We start from the raw sequence: 12,643 nt of genomic DNA on the forward strand, positions 1-12,643 counted from the left end.
AGGGTAGGCTATGGCAATAAAACTGACGAAGAATGAGCTTAAGAATCAAAAAGAATCTTTAAAAATGTATAGAAGATACTTGCCGACTCTTCAGCTTAAAAAACAGCAGCTTCAAACCGAAATCCGCACCATCGAAGCCCGGGCTAAAGAGGTCAGGCTTCACAGGGATGCCCTCAATCAGGAATTCGAAGACTGGGTAGCGGTATTCGGTGAGCAAAATGTTTTTAAACCCTCCATGGTTAAGATAAAAGAGATTCTCACCTCAACCGGAAATATTGCGGGGGTGAGCATCCCTGTTTTTTCCGGTGCGGAATTTGAACGTGCTAAATATGATCTTTATAAGACGCCCCTTTGGGTTGATACGGCTGCAGAAAAAATGCAGGAAGTTTTGAGCTTAGACCTTGAAGCAAAGGTGCTTGATGAACAGGTGCGCCTTTTAAATTCCGAGCTTAGAACTACCACTCAGCGCGTAAACCTCTTTGAAAAGGTTAAGATACCCGAAACGAGGGCAAACATAAAGAAGATAACGGTTTATTTGGGGGATCAGCAGGTTGCAGCTGTTGTTCGCGGTAAAATTTCTAAAAAGAACCTTGAAAAGGTTCATGATAAGGATGAGGCTCTATGATTGTACCGATGAAAAAACTAACCCTTTTAGTCTTAAAAAAAGAGCAGCGTCATGCCTTAAAGAATTTAAGAAAATTAGGGCTTTTACATATTGAAGACCGTCCTGCAAACGGCACCTTGATAAATGAGTTAAGATCCGAAAAAAATGACATAACTCTTGCTATTAGTCTTTTAACGGAATATCTTCCCAAAAAAGAGAAAAAAGGCGTAACGCCCCCCTCTCTTTTAAGTGAAGAAGATACTCTTACATTTGTCGATTCGGTACTGTCTCTTACATCTTCTTATAAGAGCAATATGGAAGAAGCTGCAAGATTGACAGGTGAAATCGCTTCTTATGCAGACTGGGGAGAAATAAATACTGCCGATTTTACTTTTTTGGCAGAGAGGAGCATATATCTTTTCCCTGCAAGTACTTCGGTAAAGACTTATTCTTCACTTCCGGAAGATATTAAAACTATTTTGGTAGGACATGGGAAAACCGGTGTGAGGTTTTTAATCCGGAGCGAAACAAATGCTCTGCCTGCGGATTTACCTCAGGATATTATTCCTTTAAAACTTCCTGAAACTTCCGTTAAGGCCTTAAAAGAGAGGTTAAAGAGCTTACAGGCAAAAATCTCTTCCTATAAACAGGAAATGACAAAGATGTCGGCATACTTAAATTCTCTCCATGCCTTGGATGAGGTTGTAAGCAAAAAGCTTCAATTTGAAATAGTTCATGACGGTATGCAGACAATAGATTTCGGGGATCAAGATGATGATGAAAGAGTTCAGCTCGTTTGGCTTACAGGATATATTCCCTGCGAAGATGAGGCCAAACTTATTTCTCTTGCAAAAGAAAATTCTTGGGCCTATCTTTCTCAAGACCCTGAAGAAGAAGATCCTGTTCCGACAAAGATAAAGCGAAATAAGATTGTAAATCTGATTTCTCCCTTAATCGACTTTTTGGGTACTGTTCCGGGATATACGGAGCCGGATATATCTCTTTGGTTCCTGCTCTTTTTCGGAATTTTCTTTGCAATGATATTCGGGGATGCCGGTTATGGTGCCGTTTTGTTCGTAATTTCAATTATTTTGATATTAAAAACAAAGGCAAAAAAACAAAAAGTGCCTACGGCTTTTTATATGTTCGGCTATTTAGGTTTGATGACAATTATCTGGGGTACCCTGGTTTGTAACTGGTTCGGTATGTCTACCGAAATTGTACCGCCTTTTCTTAAAAACTTGGCTGTTCCGGCTATTGCAAACTTTACCCCTGAGGATGTACGCAATCAAAACCAGATTTTGCTTTGCTTTACTCTAGGCTTAACCCAGCTGATGATAGCCCATGTAGTAAGCTTATTTAGGAATATTAAGTCCCCTAAATTTCTTGCCGATGTAGGTTCTCTTTCGATGCTCGGCGGAATGTATTTTGTGGTTTTAAACCTTGTTGTAGATTCCCAAAAGTATGCAATAAATAATGCCGTGCTTCTTGCGATCGGTGCGGGTTTTGCTTTAAACTTTATCTTTGTAAACTATTCTAAAGGAATAGGGCAGGCTATTGTTGAAAGCTTAAAAAACATTATCAATATGCTTTTGGGCGTAGTAAACGTATTTGCAGATATTATGAGCTACATAAGACTTTGGGCTGTAGGTCTTGCCGGAGGCGCTATAAGTGCAACCGTAAATGAGATGGCAGGCCCTGCCTTAGGAGGCTTTATAATCTTTGCAGGTGTCTTACTTTTATTGTTCGGACACGGTCTTAACTATATTATGAACGTGCTTTCCGTTATAGTCCACGGTGTTCGATTGAATACCTTGGAATTCTCTAATCATGTAGGCTTGACTTGGTCGGGCTTTAAATATGAACCCTTTAACGAATAAATTTGGAGGAAGGATATGACTTTTGGTTTTTTTGGTGCTGCTGCTGCGTTGGGTATTTCAGCTATCGGTTCTGCAATCGGTCTTGCCATTGCAGGTCAGTCAACAATCGGTGCATGGAAGCGCTGTTATTTAAATAACAAGCCCGCTCCCTTTAGTTTGGTCGCCTTTGCAGGTGCTCCTCTTACGCAGACTCTTTACGGATTTTTGCTTATGAACAGGATGCTTACTTCATCCCAGAGCGATTGGTTCTTATTGGGCTTAGGCCTTGTTTGCGGTGTTTCTATAGCATCGTCCGCTATTGCTCAGGGTAAGGCTTCTGCTTCAGGTTCCGATGCTATGGCTGAAACAGGAAAGGGCTTTGTACAGTACATTACTATCGTAGGTCTTTGCGAAACCGTTGCTCTTTTCGTAATGGTCTTCGGGATGATGAAATGCTAAAGCATGCTTAGTACATGGTAGCCGCACTATAATGCTTTTGAAGCAGTTGGCTTCCTTCTGTGCGAAATTTTGAACAAAATTTCGCACATTTTTCAAAAAAGGGCAAACGCATCATGAGGGTAAATAAAATAGCAAAAAAATAGGCTGTGAATACCCCTCTTGCAGTCGCATAGCGGCGAAAGGCGGGTTGAACAGCCTATGTTTTTTGCGAAGATAAAATTATGATGCGTTTGCCCTGAACTAGGTATTGACTAAGATAGTATTTTTTGATATTCTATGAAAACTCCGGCTCGCAGAAAATGCGGGCCTCAGAAATGTGTCCATAGGAGGGAACATGAGAAACTATGAACTTATGACGGTTTTTCCGGTTGAAGAGGATCTCTATAAACCGGGAATAGATGCTCTACATTCAATTCTGGCAGATTTCGGTGTTCAGATCAAGTCTGAAGAGCCTTTCGGCGATCGGGATTTAGCTTATGAAATCAAAAAGAAGACAAAGGGACGATATGTTCTTTTCAACATCGAAGCAGATCCTGCGAAGATGATTGAATTGGATAAACGTTTTAAGCTGATTACTCAGATGTTGACTTATCTTTTTGTCCGTTTAGAGGACTAAAAAGGAGGCTTTATGGCAGATATAAATCATGTAGTATTGGTGGGCCGCTTGACTCGAGATGCTGAGCTTAAATATACGTCTTCCGGTATTGCGGTTTGTAATTTTGCCGTGGCCGTCAATAGAAGACGAAAAACAGGCGATGACTGGAGCGAAGAAGCAAGTTTTTTTGACGTGGTTCTTTGGGGCCGGCAAGGTGAAGCCCTTAATCAATACCTTGTAAAAGGTAAACAGGTTGCTATTGACGGTGAGCTTAGGCAGAACCGTTGGGAACAGGACGGGCAAACCAGAAGCAAGGTTGAAATTGTTGCTAACAATATTCAGCTTGTAGGCGGCTCTACAGGTCAGGGCGGGCAATCACAGTCTGCACCTCAACGCCAAGGATCATATCAGGGCGGTGGAAATAATCAGTACAATGATGGAAATCAGGCACCTTCTGCTTATCAAAGACGGCAGGAGCCTTCTTATGATGACTACCAGCCGGATATGGGAAATTCAGATTTGGATAATATTCCATTTTAAGGAGATTTAAATGTCGGACGAAACAATGAATGATGTAGACATGGAAGCTAACATGCAGGAAAATATTCGCGAAGGCGAAGACAAAAGAAAGGGTAGATCTTTTTACCGCAAAAAGGTTTGCCGATTTTGTACACAAAAGTTAAAGATCGATTATAAAGAACCGGATGCTTTACGCCGCTTTATAACCGAACGCGGTAAGATTCTTCCCAGAAGAATTACCGGAACTTGCGCAAAACATCAGCGAAAACTTGCCGTTGAAATTAAACGGGCAAGAGCTGTTGCCTTGCTTCCTTTCGTTATGAACGAGTAGAAATTTTAATGTAAGCAGCTGCCTTAAATTTCTTATTTTTAGGTTTTGCTTACATTAAAACAGACTATGTAAAAAGCCCTTTCCGACTCCCGGAATTGGGCAGATATTTTTTTTAGGAGCTTGTATATGAAAGTAATTTTAAATGAAGACGTTAAGTATCTCGGAGAAGAAGGAGATATTAAGAACGTAGCAAAGGGATATGCCCGAAACTACCTCTTCCCCAGAAACTTAGCCGTTCCTTGTAATGAGTTCACTCTCGCTCATTTTGAATCACGCAAAGAAGAAATTGAAGCTAAAAAAGCTGCAAAACGTCAGGATGCAGCAGGGCTTAAAGAAAAACTTGAAGCTCTTTCAATTAAGATTCTTATGCCTGCAGGACCTAACGGAAAACTTTACGGTGCCGTTACAACTCAAACAATTTTTGATGAACTTCAAAAACTTGATTTCGATATTGAAAGAAAACGTATCGAAATTCCCGGTCAGACAGTTAAGAGTACAGGTGTGCATAAGGCTGTTATCAAGCTTTACGAAAGCACCTCGGCAGAAATTTCCTTTACTGTTGAGGCACAGATTGCCGAAGAAAAACCTGTTAAGCCCTCCGACAAAAAAGGAAGAAAGCCGCGAAGAGATGAAGAAACTTCGGATGAACAAGTTTCAACAGAAGAAAGCGCTGCTGAAGGATCTGTATCTGAAGAAGTTCAAAATTCAGAATCGGAAAATTAATATTTAAAATATGCGGATATTTTTATCCGCATATTAAAATTTCAATTTGAAACTTTTATGGATAGTAAAGAAAAACCTCATCCCAAATATAAACAGTTTACTATTCGCTTTTTAGACCGCTCTATTAGATTTTTAAGTGCGTCTGTTTTTGTTCTTATTCTTTTTTATATTTTAAGCAGTTCTCAAGATTTTTTGGATTCAAGTTTGTTTATAATTTTAAATGTTTTGATGAGCCTTTGCATATTACTTATAATTTTTACTTTTGCTGCCATTTCAGTCAAAACTTTTTTTATGATCCGCTATAAAGAGACCGTGCGTATTGCAGGCTTAATTGCAGATGTTTTTTTATTTATTATATCGATAGGTTTGGCTGTCCTTTTTTCTTTTCTTGTTGTGGTTGCTCATGGAAATGTTTAAATAAAAAAGACTGCCCTTAGGCAGTCTTTTAACCATTATGCAGTTTTTCCGTCAAAAAGTTTGATCTTCGGTTTTAGAGAAGAACTGCCTATCATTTTTTTGTTTACAATAAGTTCTTTTCTGCCTTTTAATGAGGGGGCTTCAAACATTGCATCAAGCATGAGTTTTTCGACAATTGAGCGCAAGCCTCTGGCTCCGGTATTTTGGTCTATAGCTTGCTGTGCTATTGCCGTAATTGCATCTTTTTCAAAATGCAGGTCTACATTATCAAGCTTAAAGGCTGCCTGAAATTGCTTTATTATGGCATTTTTAGGTTCAACCAATATGCGTGTTAAATCTTCTTTTGTAAGTTCATTTAAGGCAACTTTTATAGGGATTCGTCCTATTAACTCCGGAATAAGGCCGAACTTTACCAAATCATCCGGCGAAACCTGATCATATAAATCTGCAAGATTTTTTTCGCTTAGTTTTTTTACCTCGGCTCCAAATCCTATGGGTTTTGTTGCGATACGGGTTTCGACTATCTTATCTAAACCTACAAAAGCGCCTCCGCAGATAAAGAGGATATTTGTTGTGTCTATTTTAAGCATATCCTGATTGGGATGCTTTCTTCCGCCTTGAGGAGGAACGGAAGCTGTAGTACCCTCAATTATTTTAAGCAAGGCCTGCTGAACTCCTTCACCGGATACATCACGGGTAATAGAGACGTTTTCACTCTTTCTTGAAATTTTATCTATTTCGTCTATAAAGATGATACCTCTTTCAGCTTCTTTTATATCCCCGTTAGCATTTTGAATTAGTTTTAGCAGGATATTCTCGACGTCTTCTCCTACATAGCCTGCCTCGGTCAAAGTTGTGGCGTCGGCAATGGCAAACGGAACCTGCATTTTTTGTGCAAGCGTTTTAGCTAAAAGAGTTTTTCCTGAACCTGTAGGACCCAATAAAAGAACATTGGACTTTTCGATAACTACATCATCTTCTAAAGGAGGATTCATAATACGTTTATAGTGATTATAAACGGCTACCGATAGGACTCTTTTTGCCTGATCTTGGCCTATTACATATTCATCAAGATAATCTTTTAGTTCTTTAGGTGTAGGAATAGGGCCTGTATGGTCAACCGGTCTTACCGTCTTATAGGACTTTATATAGCTTCCGCAAAGGTCTACACATCTGTCACAGATGGCAATACCGCCGGGGCCCGGGACTACAAAGCGCTCCGCACTTTCAGGTTTATTGCAAAAAGAGCATATTAAAGCTCCACCCATTCTATTTCGAGCCATCTTTTCTCCTGTTCATAACGGTATCTATAATACCGTAGGTTAAGGCTTCTTCCGCCGACATAAAAAAATCTCGCTCCATATCGGCTGCTACCTGTTTTTCGGTTTTACCTGTGTTTTCTGCAAAATATTTTATTGTAAGTTTTTTTAGTCTTACGATTTCTTTGGCCTGTATGTTGATATCTACGGCCTGACCTTGAACGCCTCCCCATGGCTGGTGAATCATAACACGGGATGAGGGGAGGGCATAACGCTTGTTTTTTGCCCCTCCTGCTAAAAGGACTGCTCCCATGCTTGCGCATTGACCCAAACAAATTGTTTGTACATCGGGACGGATATGCTGCATGGTATCGTAAATAGCAAGACCTGCAGTTACAGAACCTCCGGGACTGTTTATATAAAGACTTATATCCTTATCCGGATTTTGTGCTTCCAAAAACAAGAGCTGGGCTACAACCAAATCAGCCGACATATCGTTTATCTCTCCGTCCACAAAGATAATTCTATCTTTTAAAAGACGAGAAAATATGTCATAACTGCGCTCTCCGTTTCCTGTTTGTTCAATTACATAAGGTACAAGTGTACTCATTTTTTTCCCTTATATTTAGATAGAAATTAATCTTTTAAAAGTTCTTCAAAGGTAATTTTTTTGCCTTTTTTGATTGTACATTTTTCGTAAAGAGCTTTAAAAAGTTTTTCTTCTTTTAAGCCTTCGGTTAAATATTCTTTTTCGCGCGGATCAGAATAATATTTCTTTAATTCATCAAGAGAAATATCCATGCGTTCCGATAAGCGTACATATTCGGCTTCGATTTCATCATCGCTTACTTCAATATTTTTTTCTTTAAGAAGGGTTTCGATTAAGACTCTCTCTTTTAAGTTCTTTTCGGAATCTTCTCTCCATCCTTCCAAAAGAGTTGCTTTTGACTGCGGCCCTTTGCCGAACATTTTTTCAAGTTCTTCAGGTGTGGTTCTAAATTGGTTTGCCATCATCATCCATCTGGATTCCAGTTCTGCACGGATCATTGATTCTGGAAGGTCTATTGTATGCTCCTTTACCATCTGTTCGGTTAAAGAGGCTTTTTGTAAAGATTTGATTTTGTCTTCGGCACTTATTTCGAAATTCTTCTTTATGTCGGCTTTTAGCTCATCCAAGGTCTTGTACTTTTCGTTTATGTCTTGAGCAAAATCGTCATCCAGTTTGGGCAGGTCTTTATATTTAAGTGCTGTAAGAGTTACCTTTATTTTCTTGGTTTTTCCGGCAAGATCCTTATTTGAATCATCTTCAGGGAAGGTTTTGGTAATTTCCTTAGATTCTCCTTTTTTCATGCCGATTATGTCATCATCAAGTTTATAGATGTTTTGGCCCGAACCTAGAGTGAATACAAAGTCTTGTCTTTCTGTGCCTGAAATTGTTTTGCCTTCATCATCAAGCTCGCAATAATTTATTGTTGCAATGTGGTCTTTTTCTGCGGCACTGCCTTCTTTGCAGGCTGTAACGAGGGCATTTCGCTCCTGAAGTCTTTCAAGTTCTTTTTTTATGTCTTTTTCCGAAACACTTGCTTCAGGAACTTCGACTGTAAAGCCTTCAGTTTTTTTAATTTCGACCTTGGGGAAAACATCGTAGTGGACCGTAAAGGAAAAGTCTTCTTCAACTTTTAATTCGGGTTTTTCGTTTAATTCGGGATATGAGTAGGGAAGGGGCCTTTCATATTCGTTAAGAGATTCAAAGATTTCTTTTAAAGAATCTTCGATAAGGTCTCCTGCCAAATCGCCCTTTATAGCATCGCCATATTTTGTTTCAAGTACTGATACGGGAACCTTTCCTTTTCTAAATCCCGGTATTTGAAGCTCTTTTGAATATTTGTTGAGCAATTTTTTATAGCTTTCTTGAACCTCAGCTTTTTTAATTTTTACTGAAAGTTCCGCATGTGATTTTTCTTTAAGAGTTACGTTCTTTTCGTAGTCCATTTTTCCTTCCTTAAGAGTTGATTTTAAGACTGCCCTTTGCAAAAGGGTAAAAAAAAAGCGATCCGTTCACCGAATCGCTTTAGAAGCGGGAAACGAGGATTGAACTCGCGACATCCACCTTGGCAAGGTGGCGCTCTACCACTGAGCTATTCCCGCAATTCTACTCCACTTTTTTGTTTTTGTGGAATTGTGCGAGAGGAGGGACTTGAACCCTCACGCCGAAGCACTAGATCCTAAGTCTAGCGTGTCTGCCAATTCCACCACTCTCGCTTAACAGTGAGCGTGTGTATAATATACATAAACCCAAAAAATGTCAAGTATTGCAATTTAAAAGTAAGCCATCTAAAATGCCTCACCAACGAAAAGGAGTATATTCTTTTTTTTTATTTTTGTCAATAGTTTGGGATAAAAAAATATAAAATAATTGACAATGACTGCAAAAATGGATATCTTTTAAAGGTATTTCACTAAATTTTAAAATAGGCTGCTTGGGAGTTTTAAATGCTTGAGGATATCTATAAAAATGAAATAGTTAATGCATGGGTAGAAGATAATGAGCCCATCGATTTGATTGAAAAAAGGTACAAAAATATAAGTTCTGTTGTTGATGGTATGTATGATTTTGTATTGTCTTTTTCTTATTATTACACCATAAGAAGAGATTATGGCACGGATAGGAAATATACAATGATTGAGATGCATATTTTAACGGATATTTACGATAATGAAAATATCACGGTTTCAGCTCTTGCAAAAAAATGGAATAGAACATCAAGTGCAATTTCTCAAATTGTGCATAGACTTATAAAATGGGGATTGGTTTATAAAGAAGTTAATGAATCCGACGGTAAAGTCTTTTTTTTACGAACTACAGAAAAAGCTAAAGAAACGGTTTTAAAACATAAAGCTTATGACAATAAAGATAATGTCAAGACGCGAAAAAAACTTTTGGAATCTTTTACTGTGGATGAAATGGTAGCCTTTGATAAAATTCTAAAAGCCTATACACGAATTCTTGAAAAAAATAACAGTAAAAATAAGCCTTTATAAAAAATCCCTCTTATGCTTCACAGATGAAACACAAGAAGGCCTAAATTTTACTCACGATAAAATTTTACTTTTTAATGTCATTTTTTTCGATCCTTTAAAGCTTTGCTTAATCTTTCTAATGTTTCTTGAATAACGGATGAAGGAGCTGCCAAGTTAATTCTTTCAAATCCTATTCCTCCGTCTCCGAAAATATAGCCTTCATCAAAAAATATTTGAGCTTTGTGAATCATAAAATCTTCCATAGCCTTATGCTCCATTTTCAATGCTCTAAAGTCCATCCATTGCAAATAAGTGCCTTCAATGAGAGGTGCTTTTATTTCGGGATGATTTACTTCAAAAAATTCTTTTACGATTCTTTGATTTTTATCTATAACCTTTATACATTCATCCAGCCATTTTCCGCATTCTTTATAGCAAATTTCGCAAGCCTTATAGCCTAGTGTTGTAAATGGCATTCCGCTTGTAATATCCCGTGATTTTTTGAATCTTTCCCTCATATCAGGATTTTTAATTATTATGTTGCTCATACCCATTCCTGCTATATTGAATGTTTTTGATGGTGCTGTAAAAGTAATCATCTTGTCGGCAAGAGCTTCATCGATAGATTGAAGCACTGTATGTTCATAGCCGGGCATAATTAAGTCAAAGTGAATTTCATCTGACCAGAGAAGAAGATCACTCTTTAAAACTATATCCTTTATTTTTTGAAGTTCATCTTTTTTCCAGACCCTGCCCACAGGATTGTGAGGAGAGCAAAAAAGCAAGGCTTTATTATTTTTATCCTTGGATAGTTTTTCCAGTTTTTCAAAATCGATCGTATAGTATCCGTTTTTTTCCAACAGTTCACATTCTACGATTTTGCGCTCCTGATCTTTTACAGCCATAAAGAAAGGATAGTAAACAGGGGTTATTATAATAACTCCATCGCCCGGTTTTGTAAATTCCCTAACAGCATTGTACAATGCCGGAACGACTCCCGCCGTATTTATTATCCAGTCTGTTTCAATCTCCCAGTTATGTCTATCCTTCATCCATTTTTTTACGGTTCTTTTATACTCGTCAGTTGGGCCTGTATATCCTAACACGGCTTCGTCAAGATATTTTTTTAAACCTTCAATAAGTTCCGGCGGATTTTTAAATTCCATGTCGGCCACCGAAAGAGGCACCACATCATTTCCAACTTGGGGATTTTGCGAATACATTAAATTCCACTTGAGTGAACCTGAATTTTTCCTTGAAATTTTTGTTGTAAAATCGTAAACCATTTTTTTCTCCTATTCTTCCGTTTCAGCAAGTAAGGCATCTTCTATAATTTGCCTTTTATTTGCTTCCAATTCTTCAATTTTTACATTTCCGGCTTTTAAATTGTAAATTGAGAGGATCGATATTATGACCATAATACCTATCATAAAAAGTTTTTCTTTTGTAGAAAGCATCATAAATAAGTTATAACAAACGATTGCCGCACAAAGTGCCGAGAGTATACATATGATATCCATAAGTATTCTAGGCATATGCAATACAGATTTTTTCCATTGTTCCGGATAGTCTCTTATTACCTTAATACATTTTATATTTGTATATAAATTTGTCAACATAGCAGGTATCATTACCAAAGAGACGATCGCATCTAATTTTAACCCAAGCAAAACCGGTAAAATTGACAGGATATAGTAAATACCGTAAACAGCCCATGGATAACCTGTTTTAGTTGTTTTTGTAAAAAATTTTGGCAGCCAACCTGCTTGTGCCACTTTCAGTATTGGATATCGAACCATTATTATACCGGTAATCATTGATGTTGCTATGGCAAAAACAGCTCCTCCCATTATAAAGAGAATGAAAATTGATCTTGGAAAAATCTCGGCGGCTACAAGTGAGAGATTTTGGCCTGCGACCTCGCTTATGGGAAGAACTCCTGCCGATACATAACCCATTAACCCATAAACGATAGCAATTGCTATTGTTACAAGAAAAATACCATAAGGTATATTTTTTTTAGGTTTCATTGTAACAGCCGATACCGATACCGGGCCCATTGTGGTTCCCTGGCATGCCCATCCCATAATTGCTATTCCTGCAATAACTCCTTTAAATCCATCAGTAAAAAAATTAGGATCGGAGAAATATCCAGGTTTTACCTTTGGAATACCGAATACAATGTAAAAGACAATTGCTGCAATTAATACTACAGTCATTATATTGTTTATTGTGGATATAAACTTTGAGCCTCTTATTGTTGCCGCAAAAAATAAAGTAATAATTATGATTGCAATTAATTTTGTGTATGGTATAATTTGCGGTAGTACTATTCCTGCATAGTTTACCATCGCAAGACCATACATAGCGACAGAAAAACCATTAATAAATGTTATATATCCATTTACACCTGTAAAAAAAGGATTAAAAACCAATGCTTTTTGACTATAATCACCTCCTTCAAACATAAACATTGATGATAAAAGTACATTGTAAAAATATGCCAAAAGCATAAAAATACAACCAGCCATAATTGATACCAATATGGATTTGCCGGTAGCGGCAATACCCAATCCGGTTAGCACAAAGATCCCGGAACCTACAGCTCCACCAAAACCTAGAGAGAAAATGTTAAATAAATTTAAATTTCTCTTTTCTTTTGTTGTTTCCATACTACACTCTCCTTTATATTGATATATAGTTAAGCTTATTTATTATTTATATCCTTAACTATTAAGTATATTATAAAATACCTTGTTAAAAAATGCAAGTCTTTTAATTGTTTTTATTCATTTTATACTGACAAAATTATAAAAAATGCTTATATTATTAAATAAATTACTATACAACTTATAA

At 37.5% G+C, this 12,643-nt stretch carries 14 protein-coding genes and 2 tRNA genes; 9 read left to right on the plus strand and 7 right to left on the minus strand.

The window, feature by feature from the left end; translation table 11 throughout:
• Positions 1 to 10 precede the first annotated feature (10 nt).
• The 8 genes from E4O01_RS05115 (at position 11) to E4O01_RS05150 (ending at position 5,507) form a co-directional block, all read left to right on the plus strand.
• Positions 11 to 625 carry a V-type ATP synthase subunit D gene (locus tag E4O01_RS05115; RefSeq protein WP_253687718.1) on the plus strand — a complete coding sequence of 205 codons (615 nt, stop codon included), beginning with the start codon at positions 11 to 13 and terminating at the stop codon, positions 623 to 625.
• A complete protein-coding gene (locus tag E4O01_RS05120; RefSeq protein WP_253694712.1) occupies positions 622 to 2,484 on the plus strand; it encodes a V-type ATPase 116kDa subunit family protein in 1,863 nt (620 codons plus the stop codon). Before E4O01_RS05115 ends, E4O01_RS05120 begins: the two co-directional genes overlap by 4 nt.
• 15 nt (positions 2,485 to 2,499) lie before the next feature.
• On the plus strand, positions 2,500 to 2,922 hold the full coding sequence (locus E4O01_RS05125) for a V-type ATP synthase subunit K (RefSeq protein WP_253694713.1): 423 nt from the start codon (positions 2,500 to 2,502) through the stop codon (positions 2,920 to 2,922).
• Positions 2,923 to 3,256: 334 nt separating this feature from the next.
• The gene (gene rpsF / locus E4O01_RS05130) at positions 3,257 to 3,538 is read left to right on the plus strand and encodes a 30S ribosomal protein S6 (protein ID WP_002669351.1); all 282 of its coding nucleotides are present in this window, start codon (positions 3,257 to 3,259) and stop codon (positions 3,536 to 3,538) included.
• A gap of 12 nt (positions 3,539 to 3,550) precedes the next feature.
• On the plus strand, positions 3,551 to 4,057 hold the full coding sequence (gene ssb, locus E4O01_RS05135; protein ID WP_253694714.1) for a single-stranded DNA-binding protein: 507 nt from the start codon (positions 3,551 to 3,553) through the stop codon (positions 4,055 to 4,057).
• A gap of 40 nt (positions 4,058 to 4,097) precedes the next feature.
• Complete coding sequence (rpsR, locus tag E4O01_RS05140; protein WP_371819637.1) at positions 4,098 to 4,367, plus strand: 30S ribosomal protein S18; 270 nt, start codon at positions 4,098 to 4,100, stop codon at positions 4,365 to 4,367.
• A gap of 126 nt (positions 4,368 to 4,493) precedes the next feature.
• Positions 4,494 to 5,090 (plus strand): 50S ribosomal protein L9, encoded by a 597-nt coding sequence (rplI, locus tag E4O01_RS05145; RefSeq protein WP_253694715.1) that lies wholly within the window; start codon positions 4,494 to 4,496, stop codon positions 5,088 to 5,090.
• Positions 5,091 to 5,147: 57 nt separating this feature from the next.
• Entirely contained in the window at positions 5,148 to 5,507 is a 360-nt protein-coding gene (locus E4O01_RS05150; RefSeq protein ID WP_253694716.1) for a hypothetical protein, read from the plus strand.
• A gap of 35 nt (positions 5,508 to 5,542) precedes the next feature.
• On the opposite strand, the gene clpX is transcribed toward E4O01_RS05150, so the two are convergent.
• The 5 genes from clpX to E4O01_RS05175 form a co-directional block, all read right to left on the minus strand.
• On the minus strand, positions 5,543 to 6,790 hold the full coding sequence (gene clpX / locus E4O01_RS05155; RefSeq protein WP_253719339.1) for an ATP-dependent Clp protease ATP-binding subunit ClpX: 1,248 nt from the start codon (positions 6,788 to 6,790) through the stop codon (positions 5,543 to 5,545).
• Positions 6,777 to 7,376, minus strand: a complete 600-nt coding sequence (gene clpP, locus E4O01_RS05160; protein ID WP_253694717.1) for an ATP-dependent Clp endopeptidase proteolytic subunit ClpP — start codon at positions 7,374 to 7,376, stop codon at positions 6,777 to 6,779. The genes clpX and clpP overlap by 14 nt, the downstream gene beginning before the upstream one ends.
• Before the next feature lie 26 nt (positions 7,377 to 7,402).
• Positions 7,403 to 8,758, minus strand: coding sequence for a trigger factor (gene tig, locus E4O01_RS05165; protein ID WP_253694718.1), 1,356 nt, complete (start codon positions 8,756 to 8,758; stop codon positions 7,403 to 7,405).
• An 84-nt stretch (positions 8,759 to 8,842) separates the two neighbouring features.
• Positions 8,843 to 8,914 (minus strand) — tRNA-Gly (locus E4O01_RS05170).
• A gap of 34 nt (positions 8,915 to 8,948) precedes the next feature.
• Positions 8,949 to 9,028, minus strand: a tRNA-Leu gene (locus tag E4O01_RS05175).
• A 231-nt stretch (positions 9,029 to 9,259) separates the two neighbouring features.
• Here E4O01_RS05175 and E4O01_RS05180 point away from each other — a divergent pair.
• Positions 9,260 to 9,808, plus strand: a complete 549-nt coding sequence (locus E4O01_RS05180) for a MarR family transcriptional regulator (RefSeq protein WP_253694719.1) — start codon at positions 9,260 to 9,262, stop codon at positions 9,806 to 9,808.
• A 77-nt stretch (positions 9,809 to 9,885) separates the two neighbouring features.
• Here E4O01_RS05180 and E4O01_RS05185 read toward each other — a convergent pair whose 3' ends face one another.
• Together E4O01_RS05185 and E4O01_RS05190 are read right to left on the minus strand one after the other, a co-directional pair.
• Entirely contained in the window at positions 9,886 to 11,073 is a 1,188-nt protein-coding gene (locus E4O01_RS05185; RefSeq protein ID WP_253694720.1) for a cystalysin, read from the minus strand.
• Between the two features lie 9 nt (positions 11,074 to 11,082).
• The gene (locus E4O01_RS05190; RefSeq protein ID WP_253694721.1) at positions 11,083 to 12,459 is read right to left on the minus strand and encodes an APC family permease; all 1,377 of its coding nucleotides are present in this window, start codon (positions 12,457 to 12,459) and stop codon (positions 11,083 to 11,085) included.
• Positions 12,460 to 12,643 lie beyond the last annotated feature (184 nt).

This window comes from Treponema sp. OMZ 790 (assembly GCF_024181285.1).
Taxonomy (GTDB): domain Bacteria; phylum Spirochaetota; class Spirochaetia; order Treponematales; family Treponemataceae; genus Treponema_B.

Bases quoted from the DNA above. Each gene is read 5' to 3' on its own strand.
- E4O01_RS05120 (WP_253694712.1), top strand. From the start codon at position 622: ATGATTGTACCGATGAAAAAACTAACCCTTTTAGTCTTAAAAAAAGAG.
- E4O01_RS05190 (WP_253694721.1), bottom strand. From the start codon at position 12,459: ATGGAAACAACAAAAGAAAAGAGAAATTTAAATTTATTTAACATTTTC.
- rplI (WP_253694715.1), top strand. From the start codon at position 4,494: ATGAAAGTAATTTTAAATGAAGACGTTAAGTATCTCGGAGAAGAAGGA.
- E4O01_RS05125 (WP_253694713.1), top strand. From the start codon at position 2,500: ATGACTTTTGGTTTTTTTGGTGCTGCTGCTGCGTTGGGTATTTCAGCT.
- clpX (WP_253719339.1), bottom strand. From the start codon at position 6,790: ATGGCTCGAAATAGAATGGGTGGAGCTTTAATATGCTCTTTTTGCAAT.
- tig (WP_253694718.1), bottom strand. From the start codon at position 8,758: ATGGACTACGAAAAGAACGTAACTCTTAAAGAAAAATCACATGCGGAA.
- E4O01_RS05150 (WP_253694716.1), top strand. From the start codon at position 5,148: ATGGATAGTAAAGAAAAACCTCATCCCAAATATAAACAGTTTACTATT.
- E4O01_RS05180 (WP_253694719.1), top strand. From the start codon at position 9,260: ATGCTTGAGGATATCTATAAAAATGAAATAGTTAATGCATGGGTAGAA.
- rpsR (WP_371819637.1), top strand. From the start codon at position 4,098: ATGGAAGCTAACATGCAGGAAAATATTCGCGAAGGCGAAGACAAAAGA.
- E4O01_RS05185 (WP_253694720.1), bottom strand. From the start codon at position 11,073: ATGGTTTACGATTTTACAACAAAAATTTCAAGGAAAAATTCAGGTTCA.
- ssb (WP_253694714.1), top strand. From the start codon at position 3,551: ATGGCAGATATAAATCATGTAGTATTGGTGGGCCGCTTGACTCGAGAT.
- rpsF (WP_002669351.1), top strand. From the start codon at position 3,257: ATGAGAAACTATGAACTTATGACGGTTTTTCCGGTTGAAGAGGATCTC.
- E4O01_RS05115 (WP_253687718.1), top strand. From the start codon at position 11: ATGGCAATAAAACTGACGAAGAATGAGCTTAAGAATCAAAAAGAATCT.
- clpP (WP_253694717.1), bottom strand. From the start codon at position 7,376: ATGAGTACACTTGTACCTTATGTAATTGAACAAACAGGAAACGGAGAG.